Annotated in this window: 18 protein-coding genes and 5 tRNA genes; 16 read left to right on the forward strand and 7 right to left on the reverse strand. The window is 71.6% G+C overall.

Annotated elements, in window-relative coordinates:
- The first annotated feature begins 68 nt into the window (after positions 1–68).
- From CP982_RS29625 to CP982_RS29645, 5 genes are all read left to right on the forward strand, one after another.
- A tRNA-Gln gene (locus CP982_RS29625) sits at positions 69–140 on the forward strand.
- A gap of 21 nt (positions 141–161) precedes the next feature.
- A tRNA-Glu gene (locus tag CP982_RS29630) sits at positions 162–234 on the forward strand.
- Between the two features lie 62 nt (positions 235–296).
- Positions 297–369: transfer RNA gene (locus CP982_RS29635), tRNA-Glu, on the forward strand.
- Between the two features lie 20 nt (positions 370–389).
- Positions 390–461 (forward strand) — tRNA-Gln (locus tag CP982_RS29640).
- Positions 462–498: 37 nt separating this feature from the next.
- Positions 499–571, forward strand: a tRNA-Glu gene (locus tag CP982_RS29645).
- Between the two features lie 147 nt (positions 572–718).
- Here the strand turns inward: CP982_RS29645 and CP982_RS29650 are convergent.
- The gene (locus CP982_RS29650) at positions 719–1363 is read right to left on the reverse strand and encodes a MerR family transcriptional regulator (protein WP_150513271.1); all 645 of its coding nucleotides are present in this window, start codon (positions 1361–1363) and stop codon (positions 719–721) included.
- 86 nt (positions 1364–1449) lie between these two features.
- Between CP982_RS29650 and CP982_RS29655 the strand changes: the two genes are divergently transcribed.
- Positions 1450–1986: a DUF4188 domain-containing protein gene (locus CP982_RS29655; RefSeq protein ID WP_150513272.1), complete on the forward strand. Its 537-nt coding sequence runs from the start codon at positions 1450–1452 to the stop codon at positions 1984–1986.
- 140 nt (positions 1987–2126) lie between these two features.
- Here the strand turns inward: CP982_RS29655 and ndgR are convergent, their stop codons facing one another.
- Positions 2127–2843 carry an IclR family transcriptional regulator NdgR gene (gene ndgR / locus CP982_RS29660; RefSeq protein ID WP_144321144.1) on the reverse strand — a complete coding sequence of 239 codons (717 nt, stop codon included), beginning with the start codon at positions 2841–2843 and terminating at the stop codon, positions 2127–2129.
- A 187-nt stretch (positions 2844–3030) separates the two neighbouring features.
- Between ndgR and leuC the strand changes: the two genes are divergently transcribed.
- From leuC to CP982_RS29680, 4 genes are all read left to right on the forward strand, one after another.
- Positions 3031–4455 (forward strand): 3-isopropylmalate dehydratase large subunit, encoded by a 1425-nt coding sequence (gene leuC / locus CP982_RS29665; RefSeq protein ID WP_150513273.1) that lies wholly within the window; start codon positions 3031–3033, stop codon positions 4453–4455.
- 6 nt (positions 4456–4461) lie between these two features.
- Positions 4462–5055: a 3-isopropylmalate dehydratase small subunit gene (gene leuD, locus CP982_RS29670; RefSeq protein WP_150513274.1), complete on the forward strand. Its 594-nt coding sequence runs from the start codon at positions 4462–4464 to the stop codon at positions 5053–5055.
- A 271-nt stretch (positions 5056–5326) separates the two neighbouring features.
- Positions 5327–5563 (forward strand): SCO5555 family protein, encoded by a 237-nt coding sequence (locus CP982_RS29675; RefSeq protein ID WP_150513275.1) that lies wholly within the window; start codon positions 5327–5329, stop codon positions 5561–5563.
- 172 nt (positions 5564–5735) lie between these two features.
- Positions 5736–6440 (forward strand): HU family DNA-binding protein, encoded by a 705-nt coding sequence (locus CP982_RS29680; protein WP_150513276.1) that lies wholly within the window; start codon positions 5736–5738, stop codon positions 6438–6440.
- A 106-nt stretch (positions 6441–6546) separates the two neighbouring features.
- Here the strand turns inward: CP982_RS29680 and CP982_RS42685 are convergent, their stop codons facing one another.
- Positions 6547–6750 (reverse strand): hypothetical protein, encoded by a 204-nt coding sequence (locus CP982_RS42685; protein WP_229878454.1) that lies wholly within the window; start codon positions 6748–6750, stop codon positions 6547–6549.
- A gap of 14 nt (positions 6751–6764) precedes the next feature.
- Positions 6765–7400, reverse strand: a complete 636-nt coding sequence (gene cofC, locus CP982_RS29685; RefSeq protein ID WP_229878452.1) for a 2-phospho-L-lactate guanylyltransferase — start codon at positions 7398–7400, stop codon at positions 6765–6767.
- A gap of 208 nt (positions 7401–7608) precedes the next feature.
- On the opposite strand from cofC, the gene CP982_RS29690 reads away from it, so the two are divergent.
- From CP982_RS29690 to CP982_RS29700, 3 genes are read left to right on the forward strand one after another with little or no spacing between them, the layout of a single operon-like run.
- Complete coding sequence (locus tag CP982_RS29690; RefSeq protein ID WP_229878450.1) at positions 7609–8418, forward strand: lysophospholipid acyltransferase family protein; 810 nt, start codon at positions 7609–7611, stop codon at positions 8416–8418.
- Positions 8415–9422, forward strand: coding sequence for an NAD(P)H-dependent glycerol-3-phosphate dehydrogenase (locus CP982_RS29695; protein ID WP_150513278.1), 1008 nt, complete (start codon positions 8415–8417; stop codon positions 9420–9422). The genes CP982_RS29690 and CP982_RS29695 overlap by 4 nt, the downstream gene beginning before the upstream one ends.
- Positions 9423–9456: 34 nt before the next feature.
- The gene (locus CP982_RS29700; protein WP_150513279.1) at positions 9457–10602 is read left to right on the forward strand and encodes a D-alanine--D-alanine ligase family protein; all 1146 of its coding nucleotides are present in this window, start codon (positions 9457–9459) and stop codon (positions 10600–10602) included.
- Positions 10603–10642: 40 nt separating this feature from the next.
- Here the strand turns inward: CP982_RS29700 and CP982_RS29705 are convergent, their stop codons facing one another.
- Entirely contained in the window at positions 10643–11128 is a 486-nt protein-coding gene (locus CP982_RS29705; RefSeq protein ID WP_150513280.1) for a DUF3515 domain-containing protein, read from the reverse strand.
- A 20-nt stretch (positions 11129–11148) separates the two neighbouring features.
- Positions 11149–11382 (reverse strand): Lrp/AsnC family transcriptional regulator, encoded by a 234-nt coding sequence (locus CP982_RS29710; RefSeq protein WP_016642988.1) that lies wholly within the window; start codon positions 11380–11382, stop codon positions 11149–11151.
- Between the two features lie 206 nt (positions 11383–11588).
- Here CP982_RS29710 and CP982_RS29715 point away from each other — a divergent pair, with 206 nt between their 5' ends.
- Positions 11589–12557, forward strand: a complete 969-nt coding sequence (locus tag CP982_RS29715) for a thiamine-phosphate kinase (RefSeq protein WP_030676042.1) — start codon at positions 11589–11591, stop codon at positions 12555–12557.
- Positions 12557–13405, forward strand: a complete 849-nt coding sequence (gene thiD / locus CP982_RS29720; protein ID WP_150513281.1) for a bifunctional hydroxymethylpyrimidine kinase/phosphomethylpyrimidine kinase — start codon at positions 12557–12559, stop codon at positions 13403–13405. The genes CP982_RS29715 and thiD overlap by 1 nt, the downstream gene beginning before the upstream one ends.
- Before the next feature lie 140 nt (positions 13406–13545).
- On the opposite strand, the gene rpmB is transcribed toward thiD, so the two are convergent.
- Positions 13546–13731 carry a 50S ribosomal protein L28 gene (gene rpmB, locus CP982_RS29725; protein WP_030195073.1) on the reverse strand — a complete coding sequence of 62 codons (186 nt, stop codon included), beginning with the start codon at positions 13729–13731 and terminating at the stop codon, positions 13546–13548.
- A gap of 258 nt (positions 13732–13989) precedes the next feature.
- Here rpmB and CP982_RS29730 point away from each other — a divergent pair, with 258 nt between their 5' ends.
- On the forward strand, positions 13990–15690 hold the full coding sequence (locus tag CP982_RS29730) for a DAK2 domain-containing protein (protein ID WP_184925193.1): 1701 nt from the start codon (positions 13990–13992) through the stop codon (positions 15688–15690).
- Positions 15691–15723 lie beyond the last annotated feature (33 nt).

Here is a 15723-nt window from a genome sequence, read left to right on the forward strand (position 1 = left end):
GAGAGGGCCGAAAGGTCCGGCAGGAAAGCGCAACCGGAACAGAAACCCTCCCGGGGGTTGCGTTCCAGTGGCCTATGGTGTAATTGGCAGCACGACTGATTCTGGTTCAGTTAGTCTTGGTTCGAGTCCAGGTAGGCCAGCTCGCAGAGCTCATCTGCAAAGCCCCCGTTGTGTAGCGGCCTAGCACGCTGCCCTCTCAAGGCAGTAGCGCCGGTTCGAATCCGGTCGGGGGTACAGATCCTTCCCGCGAGGGCGGCACGGGTAGCTCCCACCGTCCACGATGCAGGATCGCTAGGGCCCCCGTTGTGTAGCGGCCTAGCACGCCGCCCTCTCAAGGCGGTAGCGCCGGTTCGAATCCGGTCGGGGGTACAAACTGGTCTAAACCACATTGGTCTATGGTGTAATTGGCAGCACGACTGATTCTGGTTCAGTTAGTCTAGGTTCGAGTCCTGGTAGACCAGCTCGGATCTGCGGCGGTCAAACGCTCGCAAGATCCTCGCCCCCGTTGTGTAGCGGCCTAGCACGCCGCCCTCTCAAGGCGGTAGCGCCGGTTCGAATCCGGTCGGGGGTACGAGACCGAAGGGCCTCCACCGCGGTGGAGGCCCTTCGGCGTTCCCGGATCGCGCGAGCCGGGTAGTGAGAGGTGCGTCACGGAGGCCGGGCGCGGGGGCCGGACCGCGAGGGCCCGGCCGTGGGCGCCTGGCCGCACCCGCCACGCCTACTCGATGCCGTACCGCCGCGCCGACTCCTCCTCCTGCGCGAGCCGGTGCAGCGCGCGCAGGACCGGCTCGCACAGGACCGCCGCCGCCACCGCCGTCTCGACCCGCTCCGCCTCCGAGGCGTGCGTCTCCAGGAAGTCGAGATCCAGCTTCGCCGTCGCGTGCATCAACTCCGCGTACGGCGCCATGCGTTCGGCGTCCCAGCCGTAGCCGAGCCGGTTCAGCGTCGCCACCGCCGCGACCAGGGAGCGATGTACGGGAGACAGCTCGGCCAGCTCCCGCGAGGTCTCCCAGCCGAGCCGCCGAAGCAGCAGATCCACCTCGGCGCGCGCACCGGCCACCGAGGGATCGGCCTCGTCCGGCTCCGGGCCCTGCGGCAGCGCCCACAGGGCCGCGCCCATGCGGATCGTGCGCCCCAGGGAATCGTCGTCGACGTGCCCGAGCACCTCCCTGGCCGTCGCCACCGGCACCCGGCCCACCTGGATGAGCGCCCGCACCAGACGCAGCCTGCGCAGATGGCCGTCGTCGTACTCGGCCGTCGTCGCGTTGACCTGACGGCCGGGCGGCAACAGGCCCTCGCGCAGGTAGTACTTGATCGTCGCGGTGGACACACCGCTGCGCTCGCTCAGCTCGGCCAGCCGCATCCCTTGCGCCTCCCATCGGCTAGTGGCACTATCCAAGCACGATGCAGTCGGATAGTACCGCTCACCAACGCGCGTCAGGGGGAGTCATGCCGGGCAGGCCCGTCATCGCGGGACGCACCACCGCCGACGCCGAGGGGGAGGTGGTCGTGCTCCTGATCGGCATGCGCGTCAACCGCTTCTGGGCCGTGCACCACTGGGGCCCGGTCCTCTTCGCGATGGTCCGCATGCAGCGCGAGCTGAGCCGGGACAAGAGCCGCGGGCTGCTGCGGCACGTCCTGCTCACCGCCTCGCCCCGGACGTACTACGTCGTCCAGTACTGGGAGTCCAAGGAGAAGCTGTACGCGTACGCGCACGCCCCCGAGATGTTCCACCACAAGGCGTGGGCGATCGCCAACCGCAAGGAGCGGGCGGGAAAGGTGCGCGGGCACGTGGGCCTGTGGCACGAGACGTACGTCGTGCCGGAGGGGGCGTACGAAGCCATCTACATGGATATGCCCGCCTTCGGGCTCGCGGCGGCGCACGGGCAGGTGCCGGTGGAGCGGCGCGGCCGGCGGGCGAAGGACCGCCTCGCGTACCGGTCACGGACCGGTGAGCGGCAGGCTTCCGGCCCGTCCGGCGGGTGAGCGCCCGCACGTGGCGCGTGTGGAACGCGGTGCGCGTGCGGCGCGGTGCGTACGAAAAGCGGTGCGTGCGAAAAGGGGGAAGGGCCCGCCGCGGCGTTGAGGCGGGCCCTTCCTGATGTCGTACGCCGGTCTCGCGCGGCTCAGTTGGTGCGGCGCAGGGCCTCGGAGAGACGGCCTGCGGCGTCTATGACGGCCTGGGCGTGCATGCGGCCCGGGTGGCGGGTCAGGCGCTCGATCGGCCCCGAGACGGAGACCGCCGCCACCACGCGGTTCGACGGGCCCCGCACCGGCGCGGACACCGAGGCGACGCCCGGCTCCCGCTCGCCGATCGACTGGGCCCAGCCCCTGCGGCGCACCCCGGACAGGGCCGTCGCCGTGAACCGCGCGCCCTGCAGGCCCCGGTGCAGCCGCTCCGGCTCCTCCCAGGCCATGAGGATCTGCGCGGACGAGCCCGCCTTCATCGTGAGTGTCGAGCCGACCGGGACGGTGTCCCTGAGGCCGGAGAGGCGCTCCGCCGCCGCCACGCAGATGCGCATGTCGCCCTGGCGGCGATAGAGCTGGGCGCTCTCGCCCGTGACGTCGCGCAGATGCGTGAGCACCGGGCCCGCCGTGGCGAGCAGGCGGTCCTCGCCCGCCGCCGCGGACAGTTCGGCCAGGCGCGGGCCGAGGATGAACCTGCCCTGCATGTCCCGGGCCACCATCCGGTGGTGCTCCAAGGCCACGGCGAGACGGTGCGCCGTGGGTCGTGCGAGCCCGGTGGCCGCGACCAGTCCCGCGAGGGTGGCCGGACCGGACTCCAGAGCGCTCAGGACAAGGGCCGCCTTGTCCAGAACGCCTACGCCGCTAGAGTTGTCCATGAAACGATACTCGCGTCTCACTCTGTGAAACGCAAGTTCAAAAATCCCAGGAACCCGCCACCCTGGAGAAGCGATCCGCGGACCAACGGATACGCGACGGACGTCCGGCATGCGTGATGAGGGGGCCGGCGCCCGCGAACTCATTCTCTAGTTGGGCCGGTGCACGAAGCCGGTCGGAGGGAAAGCGATGGGTAGGACACTCGCGGAGAAGGTCTGGGACGACCACGTCGTCCGGCGCGCCGAAGGCGAGCCCGACCTCCTCTTCATCGATCTGCACCTGCTGCACGAGGTGACCAGCCCGCAGGCCTTCGACGGCCTCCGGCAGGCGGGCCGCGAGGTGCGGCGGCTCGACCTGACCATCGCGACCGAGGACCACAACACCCCCACCCTCGACATCGACAAGCCCATCGCGGACCCGGTCTCGCGCGCCCAGCTGGAGACGCTGCGCAAGAACTGCGCCGAGTTCGGCGTGCGCCTGCACCCGCTGGGCGACGTCGAGCAGGGCGTCGTCCACGTCGTGGGGCCGCAGCTGGGCCTGACCCAGCCGGGCACGACCGTCGTCTGCGGCGACTCCCACACCTCCACCCACGGCGCCTTCGGCGCCCTCGCGTTCGGCATCGGCACCTCCCAGGTCGAGCACGTGCTCGCCACTCAGACCCTGCCGATGGCGCGCCCCAAGACCATGGCCATCACCATCGACGGCGAACTGCCCGAGGGCGTCACGGCCAAGGACCTCATCCTCGCCATCATCGCGAAGATCGGCACCGGCGGCGGCCAGGGCTACGTCATCGAGTACCGCGGCGCGGCCATCGAGAAGCTGTCGATGGAAGCCCGCATGACCATCTGCAACATGTCCATCGAGGCGGGCGCCCGCGCCGGGATGATCGCCCCGGACGAGACGACCTTCGCGTACATCCAGGGCCGCGCCCACGCCCCGCAGGGCGAGGACTGGGACGCCGCCGTGGCGTACTGGAAGACGCTGCGGACCGACGACGACGCCGTCTTCGACGCCGAGGTCTACATCGACGCCGCCTCCCTGTCGCCGTTCGTCACCTGGGGCACCAACCCGGGCCAGGGCCTGCCGCTGTCCGCGAGCGTCCCCGACCCGGCTTCGTACGAGGACGCTTCGGAGCGCCTCGCCGCCGAAAAGGCCCTGGAGTACATGGGGTTGAGCGCGGGCCAGCGGCTGCGCGACATCGAGGTCGACACCGTCTTCGTAGGCTCCTGCACCAACGGCCGCATCGAGGACCTGCGCTCGGCGGCCGCCGTGATCGAGGGGCGCAAAGTCGCCGACGGCGTACGGATGCTGGTCGTGCCCGGCTCGGTGCGGGTCGCCCTGCAGGCCGTCGAGGAGGGTCTGGACAAGGTGTTCACCGCGGCGGGCGCCGAATGGCGGCACGCGGGCTGCTCGATGTGCCTGGGCATGAACCCCGACCAACTCGCGCCCGGCGAGCGCTCCGCCTCCACCTCCAACCGCAACTTCGAGGGCAGGCAGGGCAAGGGCGGCCGCACCCATCTGGTGTCGCCCCAGGTGGCCGCGGCCACCGCGGTGACCGGCCGTCTGGCCGCGCCCGCCGACCTCACCGACACCCCCGCGACCGCCGGAGTCTGATCAGCCATGGAAGCCTTCACCGCACACACCGGCCGGGCCGTCCCGCTGCGCCGCAGCAATGTGGACACCGACCAGATCATCCCCGCCCACTGGCTGAAGAAGGTCACCCGCGACGGCTTCGAGGACGGGCTCTTCGAGGCCTGGCGCAAGAGCGACGACTTCGTCCTCAACCAGCCGGAGCGCCAGGGGGCCACCGTGCTGGTCGCGGGCCCCGACTTCGGCACCGGCTCCTCGCGCGAGCACGCCGTCTGGGCGCTCCAGAACTACGGCTTCAAGACCGTCATCTCCTCCCGCTTCGCCGACATCTTCCGGGGCAACTCGCTCAAGAACGGGCTGCTCACGGTGGTCCTGGAGCAGGAGACGGTGGACGCCCTGTGGGCCCTGACGGAGGCCGATCCGGGGGCCGAGATCACCGTTGACCTGCGGGATCGCCAAGTCCGCGCCCAGGGAGTCACGGCGGACTTCGAGCTCGACGAGAACGCCCGCTGGCGCCTGCTCAACGGCCTGGACGACATCAGCATCACGCTCCGGAACGAGGCGGACATCGCGGCCTACGAGGCCCTCCGCCCCGCCCACAAGCCGAGCACCGCGCGGGTCTGACACCCCCTCGCCGGCGGCCGCGCGGGCCGCGACCCACCCGATGTACCCCCAATCGTGGACGGTTGGGGGTACATCCGTGTCCGGCCCTTTCCAGGTCCCCTTTGACCCCCGATGACCTGAACGGGTGGTCCCAACTGCCTTGAACCGAAGGGAAGAAGAGGCTGGAAATCCCCTTGCACACAGTGGGTGCGGGTATCCTCAGGAAGGCGCTGAGCGGGGGTAGTTACCCCCTGCGGAGGCGACAACTCGCCCCAGATGGCACAATCGGTGCATGGGACGCGACGACCAACTCGAGCTCTACGGACTCGTCGCGGACCGGCTGAAGGAAGCGCACTCCCGAGTGCGCGCACTGCAAGTCCCGGAGGGCGTACGGATGGCGCTGACCCGGAAGCTGCTGGTCATTACGGCCGCGGCCAAACACGATCTCGCCGATGCGGCAAGGCGTCTGGAGCGATTGATGGCGTACCTCGACGAGGGCGACGAGGGCCGAATCCCCGGGGACGACTGAGCGTCGGGCCTCAACGGGCCTCAACGGGCGTTCGAGGAACTCCTCGAGAGTCCAGAACGTTGCGGCACAAGGGTGATTAGCCCGTTTCGTGTTTGATTTGCGGTATATATCTGCCTAACGTGCGAAAAAGCCTGGCGCATTCGCTTCAGGCAATGTCTCCGAAGGGGAAGACGTGAACAAGGCGCAGCTCGTAGAAGCGATTGCCGACAAGCTCGGCGGCCGTCAGCAGGCCGCCGACGCCGTGGACGCGGTTCTGGACGCCATCGTCCGTGCCGTCGTCGGCGGCGACCGGGTTTCGGTCACCGGCTTCGGCTCGTTCGAGAAGGTCGACCGCCCGGCCCGGTACGCCCGCAACCCGCAGACCGGGGAGCGCGTGCGGGTCAAGAAGACCTCGGTGCCCCGCTTCCGCGCGGGCCAGGGCTTCAAGGACCTGGTGAGCGGCTCGAAGAAGCTCCCGAAGAACGACGTCGCGGTCAAGAAGGCGCCGAAGGGCAGCCTCTCGGGTGGCACTTCCACCCGCGCCACGGTCAAGAAGGCCGCCGCCAAGAAGGCCACCACGGCCAAGAAGGCCACGGCGAAGAAGACCACCACCGCCAAGAAGGCCACGGCGGCGGCGAAGAAGACGACCACCGCCAAGAAGGCGACGGCGACGAAGAAGGCCACCACGGCCAAGAAGGCGGCCACCGCCAAGAAGGCCGCGCCGGCGAAGAAGGCCGCCACGGCCAAGAAGGCGGCCCCGGCCAAGAAGGCCACCACCGCCAAGAAGGCCGCGGCGAAGAAGGCCCCCGCCAAGAAGGCCACGGCCAAGAAGGCCCCCGCCAAGAAGTCCACGGCGCGCAAGACCACCGCCAAGAAGACCACTGCCCGCAAGCGCTAAGGGCACTGGGTACTCACGCGCCGGGCCGGGCTCCCGCTGGGGAGCCCGGCCCGCGGCGCGTGCACAGCGGTGAACGTATACGAATCGGGACGTCCCGGGCCGCGGCTCAGAACGTCTGGAGCGTCACCAGGGTGATCCGGCGGGCCTCGCCCTCGCCGGCCACCTCGATCCGCACCCGCTGCCCCGGGCGCAGCAGACGCAGACCGCCCGCGTCGAACGCCGGGGCGTCGAAGGGCACCGGAGTGCCGTCGTCCAGCAGCACGCTGCCGCTGCGGGTGTCGGAGTCGTACGTGTACGCGGTCGCCTGCATGAGCGGAAGCCTACTCAGTCCGGGATGAGCAGCCCGGCCGCCGCCGCGGCCGTGTGCGGGCCCACGCCGAGGGCGAGCGCGACCCGCAGGTCGCCGCCGGTGTCCACGTCCTGGCGTACGGAATCCATGTCGGCGAGAGCCAGTTCCACGGCCCCCGAGGCCGTGTGCCGGGCCCGGGAATCCGGGCCGAAAATGGGCCGCAATTCCGTGCCGGGGGATCCGGACAGGAGTGTCGTGCCGATTCCCGCGGCATCGGGGACGAACGCACGGGGAAATGCGGCGGCGCGGTCGAGGGCGCGGGTCAATTCGGCGGGGCGCAGGGCGGGGAGATCGGCGTTCAAGGCCGCTACGGGCGCTTCGGGCCGGGCCGCGCGCGCCACCGTCGTACCGTGTTCGAGGGCGGCGTTGAGGCCCTTTCCCGGGGTGTCGGGGGCGACGCGGGCGCCGAGCGCGGCCAGTTCGCGGCCCGCCCGGACGTCATCAGTGACGACCACCACATCCCTTACCGCGGTGCTCGCGAGCGCGGCCGTCACGGTGTCCTTGGCGAAGGCCAGGGCGAGCGCGGGCCGCAGCCCCTCGCCCGCGGCGGGAGTGAGTCTGCTCTTGGCCCGCGCCAGGGGTTTGAGCGGTATCACCAGGGTCCAGTGCACGGGCGCTCCGTCCTTCGCGTCGGGCCCATTGTGGCCTGCCAGAAGCGCGGCACCAGGGGCCGGGGTCGGCGAAATGGCCGGTCAGCGAGGTGGCGCGGCGGCGCGGAGGCGGTGGCCGCGGACGGGTGGGCGTACGGTGTTCTCGACAGGACGGCAGCCTGGGGCGACACTTGTGCGGCCGACCAGGCTCATGGAGGAAGGTGTCCGAGTGTCCCGCCGCAGAATCGGCTTCTGGTACCGCTTGGCGGCGGTGATCGCAAAACCGCCGCTGTTGGTTCTGTTCAAGCGGGACTGGCGGGGAATGCAGAACATCCCGGCCGACGGCGGTTTTATCACCGCCGTGAACCACAATTCGCATCTGGACCCGTTGGTCTACGCCCACTTTCAGTACAACACCGGACGGGTTCCGCGTTTCCTCGCCAAGCACGGCCTCTTCAAGAAGGGGTTCGTCGGGGCGGTCATGCGCGGCACGGGACAGATCCCGGTCTACCGCGAGACCACCAACGCGCTCAGCGCGTTCCGGGCCGCGATCGACGCCGTCGAGCGCGGCGAATGCGTCGCCTTCTACCCCGAGGGCACCCTCACCCGCGACCCGGACCTGTGGCCCATGACGGGCAAGACGGGCGTCGCGCGCGTGGCCCTGCAGACGAAGCGCCCGGTCATTCCCGTCGCCCAGTGGGGCGCCAACCACGTCCTGCCGCCGTACGCCAAGAAGCCGCAGCTGCTGCCGCGCAAGACGCACCGGGTCCTGGTCGGCGAGCCGGTGGACCTGGAGCGCTTCTACGACAAGGAGATGACTCCCGAGCTCCTGAAGGAGGCCACGGAGGCCATCATGGCGGACATCACCGCGCTCCTTGAGGAACTGCGCGGCGAGAAGGCCCCGCAGAAGCGTTACGACCCGCGCGAGGTCCGGATCGCGCAGCGGCGCAAGGCCCGGGGGGCCGACGCGGGGCAGGGCCCCAGCGGCCTTACGGAGCAGGGCAGTTCACAGCAGGGCAGCGCGGAGGAGAGCAAGTGACCCGAACCCTGAAGGCCGCCGTCTTCGGCACCGGCTCGTGGGGGACGGCCTTCGGCATGGTCCTCGCCGACGCGGGCTGCGACGTCACGCTGTGGGGCCGCCGCGCCGCACTCGCCGACGCGGTCAACTCCACCCGCACGAACCCGGACTACCTCCCCGGCGTCGAGCTGCCGCGGAACCTGCGCGCCACCACCGACCCCGCCGAGGCCGCCGACGGCGCCGACTTCACCGTGCTCGCCGTGCCCTCGCAGACGCTGCGCGAGAACCTCGCCGCCTGGGCGCCGCTGCTCACGCCCGACACCGTCCTCGTCTCCCTGATGAAGGGCGTCGAACTCGGCTCCGCCATGCGCATGAGCGAGGTCATCGAGGACGTCACCAAGGCCGCGGCCGAGCGCGTCGCGGTCGTCACCGGGCCCAACCTCGCCCGTGAGATCGCCGCCCGGCAGCCCGCCGCCTCCGTCGTCGCCTGCCGTGACGAAGCCGTGGCCCAGCGGCTCCAGGCCGCCTGCCACACCCCCTACTTCCGGCCGTACACGAACACCGACGTGGTCGGCTGCGAGCTGGGCGGCGCCGTGAAGAACGTCATCGGCCTCGCCGTGGGCATCGCCGACGGCATGGGGCTCGGCGACAACGCCAAGGGCTCGCTCATCACGCGCGGCCTCGCCGAGACCACCCGGCTCGGCCTCGCGATGGGCGCGGACCCGCTGACCTTCTCCGGGCTCGCGGGCCTCGGCGACCTGGTGGCCACCTGCTCCTCCCCCCTGTCGCGCAACCACACCTTCGGCACCAACCTCGGCAAGGGCATGACCCTGCAGGAGACCATCGCGGTCACCAAGCAGACCGCCGAAGGCGTCAAGTCCTGCGAGTCCGTGCTCGACCTGGCCCGCAGGCACGGCGTCGACATGCCCATCACGGAGACCGTCGTGGGCATCGTGCACGAGGGCACCCCGCCGATGGTCGCGCTCAAGGAGCTGATGGCGCGCAGCGCAAAGGCTGAACGCTGACGTTGCCTGGGGCACCGGGTACGCTCAACGCGATATGAGCAGCGAGAACCTCCCCCAGAGCCCCCGTAAGCCGCGCGTCGCCGTCGTGTTCGGCGGCCGCAGCTCGGAGCACGGCATCTCCGTCGTCACCGCCGGTGCCGTACTGCGTGCCATCGACCGCACCAAGTACGACGTGCTCCCCATCGGCATCACGACGGACGGCCGCTGGGCGCTGACCGCCGACGAGCCCGAGCGGATGGCCATCACCGACCGCAAGGTGCCGAACGTCACCGACCTCGCCGAGTCGACCGACGGCGGCGTCGTACTGCCGCTGGACCCGAACAACCGCGAGGTCGTCTACAGCGAGCCCGGCGCCGTGCCCAAGGCGCTCGGCGAGGTGGACGTCGTCTTCCCGATGCTGCACGGCCCCTACGGGGAGGACGGCACCCTCCAGGGCCTCCTCGAACTGTCCGGCGTGCCGTACGTGGGCGCGGGCGTCCTCGCCTCGGCCGTCGGCCAGGACAAGGAGTACATGAAGCGCGTCTTCACCTCCTTCGGCCTCCCCGTCGGCCCGTACCTGGTGATCCGGCCGCGCGAGTGGGAGAGCGACGAGAAGGCGGCCCGGGCGCGGATCGCGGAGTTCGCGGGCGAGCACGGCTGGCCCCTGTTCATCAAGCCCGCGCGCGCGGGGTCCTCGATCGGCATCACCAAGGTCGACTCCTTCGAAGGCCTCGACGAGGCGATCGCGGAGGCCCAGCGCCACGACCCGAAGATCATCGTGGAGGCCCTCCTCCGCGGCCGCGAGATCGAGTGCGGCGTCCTGGAGTTCGAGGAAGGGCCGCGGGCCAGCGTCCCCGCCGAGATCCCGCCGGTCCAGGCGCACGACTACTACGACTTCGAGGCGAAGTACATCGACTCGACGCCCGGCATCGTGCCCGCCCCGCTGACGCCCGAGGAGACCGCCGAGGTCCAGCGGCTCGCGGTCGAGGCCTTCGAGGCCACCTCGTGCGAGGGCCTGGTGCGCGCCGACTTCTTCCTCACCGAGGACGGCCGGTTCGTGATCAACGAGATCAACACGATGCCCGGCTTCACGCCGATCTCCATGTACCCGCAGATGTGGGAGAAGAGCGGGGTCTCCTACGAGGAGCTCGTGGACCGCCTGATCCAGGCCGCGCTGCGCCGCTCCACGGGGCTGCGCTGACGCGCGACAGAGGGGCGACGCCTTCACGGGGCCGCCCCTCTTAGGCGATGCCTTCCGGGATCGACTTCCTGACGGGGGCGGCGAAGTCCGTGAGCGGGCCCACGCCGTCCCCCGTCCGCTGTTCGGGGATGCTCACCTCGACGTAGGCCTTGCGCAGCGTCGTGGTGAAGCGGAACGAGCCGTCCGTCTGCTCCTCGAGCAGCCAGCCCACGCCGTTCACGGTCACGCCGTCGGCCGCGGGATCGTTCATCTTCGCCGGTCGTGCCACGCCGCAGCGCAGTATGATCGCCGGGTCCCCCCACCCCGCGGTGAGCGGCGACGCGGGTTTCGGGTCGCGCCGCTTGAGACCGTTCACCTCGCGCGGCAGTCGTTCGGCCAGGTTCCGGCACAGCTCGGTGACGCCGGCGCCCGGCGAGGGAACCGCTGCCGTCCCCCTGTCGTCCGTTGAGGAGCAGCCCGCGCATGCGATCAGCAGTGCGAGGGCGGACAGCCCGATCGGGGAGCGGAGCCGGCGGGAAACGTTCACCGGCCAAGGGTAGACGGGGGCTACAAGTGCACGACGGGGCAGGTCAGGGTGCGGGTGATGCCGTCCACTTGCTGGACCTTGGCGACCACCATGCGGCCGAGTTCGTCCACCGTGTCCGCCTGGGCGCGCACGATGACATCGTAGGGACCGGTCACGTCCTCGGCCTGGATCACTCCCGGGATCTTGCCGATCAGCTCGGCGACGGTCGACGCCTTGCCGACCTCGGTCTGGATCAGGATGTACGCCTGTACCACGGAACCTCCAGGGCGGCCACGAGGATCATGTGGGGAGAAGGGACGCCACGGTACCGCGTCGCCGCTCGTCACGGGGAGACCCGGGGGAGCCGCGCCGCACACATCACGGCGGACGGACAACAGAGGTTGACGGTCACGTCGACCGTACCGACGACAGGGACGGCTCGCGACCGCAAGCGGACCGCGGCAGAAGGAGCAGCACGCGCATGAAGGGCACCGTCGGCGAGTTGGGGGAGTTCGGGCTCATCAAGGAGCTCACCTCGCGGCTCACCTCCACTCCGGCCGTACGTCTCGGCCCCGGCGACGACGCCGCGGTCGTGGCCGCACCGGACCGCAGGGTCGTGGCGAGCACCGACATCCTCCTGGAGGGCCGGCACTTCCGCCGCGACTGGTCCACGGCGTACGACGTGGGCCGCAAGGCCGCCGCCCAGAACCTCGCGGACATCGCCGCCATGGGCGCCGTGCCCACCGCGATCCTGCTCGGCCTCGTCGTCCCCGCCGAACTCCCCGCGAGCTGGCCCACCGAGCTGATGGACGGGCTGCGCGACGAGTGCCAGGTGGCGGGCGCCGCCGTCGTCGGCGGCGACGTCGTGCGCGGCGACACCATCACCGTCTCGATCACCGCGCTCGGCGACCTGCGCAACCACGAACCCGTCACGCGCGCGGGCGCGCAGCCCGGCGACGCCGTCGCCGTCACGGGCTGGCTCGGCTGGTCCGCGGCCGGGCACGCGGTGCTCTCGCGGGGCTTCCGCTCGCCGCGCGCCTTCGTGGAGGCCCACCGCAGGCCCGAACCGCCGTACCACGCGGGCCCCGCGGCCGCCGGGCTCGGCGCCACCGCCATGACGGACGTGAGCGACGGCCTGATCGCCGACCTCGGCCACATCGCGGAGGCCAGCAAGGTGCGCATCGACGTCCGCTCCGGCGACGTCGACGTGCCCTCCCAGATGAACGACATCGCCCAGGCGGTCGGCATCGACCCGCTCCAGTGGGTGCTCAACGGCGGCGAGGACCACGCGATCGTCGCCACGTTCCCCTCCGACGTGAAGCTGCCCGCGCGCTGGAAGGTCATCGGCGAGGTCCTGAACCCCTCGGCGATGCCGCAGGTGACCGTGGACGGCGCGCCGTGGACCAGCAAGGGCTGGGACCACTTCGGGGACAACGGGGGCCACGACTGATGCGGCCGCCGAGGGAACCGGGCCTCGCACCGCCCCGGGTGCTGACCGTCGCGGGCTCCGACTCCGGGGGCGGGGCCGGGATCCAGGCCGACCTGAAGACCATGCTCGCGCTCGGCACCCACGGCATGAGCGTCCTGACCGCCGTGACCGCGCAGAACTCCCTGGGCGTGCAGGGCGCCTGGGAACTGCCGGTTCAGGCGGTGCGCGCCCAGTACCGCAGCGTCGTCGACGACATCGGCGTCCAGGCCGTGAAGACCGGCATGCTGGCCTCGGCCGAACTGGTCGAGGCGGTCGCGGAGTTGCTCGCGGGCACCGACGCCCCGGCCGTCGTCGACCCCGTCGGCGTCTCCAAGCACGGCGACGCGCTGCTCGCCGCCTCCGCCCTCGACTCCGTCCGTACGAAGCTGCTCCCCGTCGCCACGGTCGCCACGCCGAACCTGGACGAGGTGACGCAACTCACCGGCCTGCGCGTGGAGTCGGAGGACGGGATGCGGCGCGCCGCCGCCGCCCTCCTCGCGTACGGGCCGCGGTGGGTGGTCGTCAAGGGCGGCCATCTGCCCGGCGGCCACGAGGCCGTGGACCTGCTTACCGACGGCTCCGACGAGCACTGGCTGCGCTCCGCGCGGCACGGCAGCCGGCACACCCACGGCACCGGCTGCACCCTCGCCAGCGCCATCGCGGCCGAGCTGGCCAAGGGCAAGGCCGTGCCCGAGGCCGCGCGGGCCGCCAAGGAGTACGTCACCGGGGCGATCGCCGCCGGATTCGCCCTCGGCGACGGGATCGGCCCCGTGGATCACGCCTGGCGGCTCCGGGACGCCACGGAGGGCCCGGGGGCCCGCCGGGGGTGAGGGGCCACAGGCACGCACATGCATGTGCGGAGGGTGCTGGTGCGCACACGAGAAGTATCGGTGTCAGTACCTGAAAAAGCCGGTCCCCGAGGGGACCGGCTTTTTCAGTAACCGGCCAGGTGGCCGCGCGGAACTTAGCGTCAGCGCGAGACCTTGCCGGCCTTGATGCACGAGGTGCAGGCGTTGAGCCGCTTCGGCGTCCCGCCGACCACGGCACGCACGCGCTGGATGTTCGGGTTCCAGCGACGGGGCGTACGGCGGTGCGAGTGCGAGATGTTGTTGCCGAAGCCCGGCCCCTTGCCGCAGACGTCGCAGTTGGCAGCCACGGGTCACTCCAAAGACTTCAGATGCTCTTACGGTTAAACCCGGCATGCCGGGATCAGAGCGAATGATCTGGGTGGCGGTGCCAGGGGAATGTCCCGATGAGTATCGGGCAACCGGAGCAGCATACAACGACTGCTTCGGTACAACGAAACTACCATGTCTCGCCCGGGGCCCGCCCCGCGCTCCCCTCCTGAACCGGGTCTACGCTGCGTCTCATCCCGCCGTACCGGCCGTTCCGGACGCTTTCTAGGAGGCGACAGTTGCCGCAGAACCTCGACGCGGTCGCGATCCGCACCTGGAGCGCACTGGCTCTGGACGCGCTGGGGCAGGCCCGCGAGGAGATCGACGCGATCAACGTCTATCCGGTCGCCGACGCGGACACCGGGACCAACCTCTACTTGACCATGGAGTCGGCGACCCAGGCGGTCGACGCCGTCTTCGCGGGCCTTGAGCCCGCCGGGCCCACGCGGGCCGAGGCCGTGCGCGCGCTGGCGCACGGAGCGCTGATCGGGGCCCGCGGCAACTCGGGCACGATCCTCGCGCAGCTGCTGCGGGGCATGGCGCAGGTGCTCGCCGACGACGGCGGCGCGCCGGATGCCGAAGGTGACGCACCTCACGCGGACGGGGAGCTGCTGGCGCGGGCGCTGCGGCGCGCGGCCGACGCCGGCTACCAGGCGGTCGCCCACCCCGTGGAGGGGACGGTCCTGACGGTCGCCAGGGCGGCGGCGGAGGCGGCGGGGGCGGGGCGGCCCGCGGGGGACTGCGGAGCGGTGGCCCGCGCGGCCTACGACGGCGCCCGCGCGGCCCTGGCCGCCACACCGGACCAGCTGGCCGTGCTCGGCCGCGCGGGCGTGGTCGACGCCGGCGGCCGGGGCCTGGTGGCGGTCCTCGGGGCGCTCGTCGAGGCCCTTTCGGGGCAGAGCGTGGTCGACCGGACCTCCACGGCTCCTCGGAGCGCGTGGACCCACGCGCGCGTGGAGACCGCGGACTGCGCGGTTCCGGGCGCCGAGTGCGCCGACGGCCTCGGCACCGGCGCAGGTCCGGCCTTCGAGGTGATCTACCTCCTGGAGGCGGACGACGCCGCGGTCGCCCGGCTCCGGACCCGGCTCGACGGGCTCGGCGACTCCCTCGTCGTCGTCGGCGGCGACGGCCTGTGGAACGTCCACGTGCACGTGGACGACGCGGGCGCGGCCGTCGAGGCGGGCGTCGAGGCGGGCAGGCCGTACCGCATCCGCATCACCCACTTCGGCCTCGGCGACGCGCACGCCGTCCGCGCCGCGCAGCCGCCGCGCGAGCGCGCGCAGCGCGGCATCGTGGCCGTCGTACGGGGCGAGGGCCTGGGCGGCCTGTACGCGGAGGCCGGGGCGACCACCGTGCCCGCGCGCGCGGGGGAGCCGCCCGCGAGCGGCGAGCTGGTCGACGCGGTCCGGCGCGCCCACGCGCGCGAGGTGGTCCTGCTGCCGAACGACGCCGAACTGCGGCACACCGCGGCGGCCGCCGCCGAACAGGCCCGCTCCGAAGGCGTGCGCGTCGCCCTGATCCCCACCCGCTCCCCGGTGCAGGGCATCGCGGCGCTCGCCGTGCACGAGCCGGACCGGCGCTTCGACGAGGACGTCGTCGCGATGACGTCGGCGGCCGGCGCTACCCGGTACGCGGAACTGGCCGTCGCCGAGCGGCAGTCCTGGACGACGGCGGGCATCTGCCAGGCCGGGGACGTCCTCGGCCTCATCGACGGCGACGTCGCGGTCATCGGGGCGGAGGTCCCGGCCACGGCCGCGGTCGTCCTCGACCGGATGCTGGCGGCGGGCGGCGAGATGGTCACGCTGGTCCTCGGCGAGGAGGTCTCGGACGAGGTGGCCGAGCGCCTCCAGAAGCACGTGCGGGACGGCCACCTGGCCGTGGACACGGTCCTCTACCGAGGCGGCCCGCAGTCGGCCCTCCTGCTGATCGGCGTGGAGTAGCCCCCGCAGGGTGACCGGCCGGCCGGATTCCGG

Origin of the sequence: Streptomyces spectabilis (assembly GCF_008704795.1) — a bacterium.
In the GTDB taxonomy this organism is placed as follows: domain Bacteria; phylum Actinomycetota; class Actinomycetes; order Streptomycetales; family Streptomycetaceae; genus Streptomyces; species Streptomyces spectabilis.

Coding starts and splice junctions, on each gene's coding strand:
- CP982_RS42685 (WP_229878454.1), bottom strand. CDS start 6,750: ATGCAGGCGACCGCGTACACGTACGACTCCGACACCCGCAGCGGCAGC.
- CP982_RS29675 (WP_150513275.1), top strand. CDS start 5,327: ATGGGACGCGACGACCAACTCGAGCTCTACGGACTCGTCGCGGACCGG.
- CP982_RS29650 (WP_150513271.1), bottom strand. CDS start 1,363: ATGCGGCTGGCCGAGCTGAGCGAGCGCAGCGGTGTGTCCACCGCGACG.
- CP982_RS29715 (WP_030676042.1), top strand. CDS start 11,589: ATGAAGGGCACCGTCGGCGAGTTGGGGGAGTTCGGGCTCATCAAGGAG.
- CP982_RS29655 (WP_150513272.1), top strand. CDS start 1,450: ATGCCGGGCAGGCCCGTCATCGCGGGACGCACCACCGCCGACGCCGAG.
- CP982_RS29700 (WP_150513279.1), top strand. CDS start 9,457: ATGAGCAGCGAGAACCTCCCCCAGAGCCCCCGTAAGCCGCGCGTCGCC.
- leuC (WP_150513273.1), top strand. CDS start 3,031: ATGGGTAGGACACTCGCGGAGAAGGTCTGGGACGACCACGTCGTCCGG.
- leuD (WP_150513274.1), top strand. CDS start 4,462: ATGGAAGCCTTCACCGCACACACCGGCCGGGCCGTCCCGCTGCGCCGC.
- thiD (WP_150513281.1), top strand. CDS start 12,557: ATGCGGCCGCCGAGGGAACCGGGCCTCGCACCGCCCCGGGTGCTGACC.
- ndgR (WP_144321144.1), bottom strand. CDS start 2,843: ATGGACAACTCTAGCGGCGTAGGCGTTCTGGACAAGGCGGCCCTTGTC.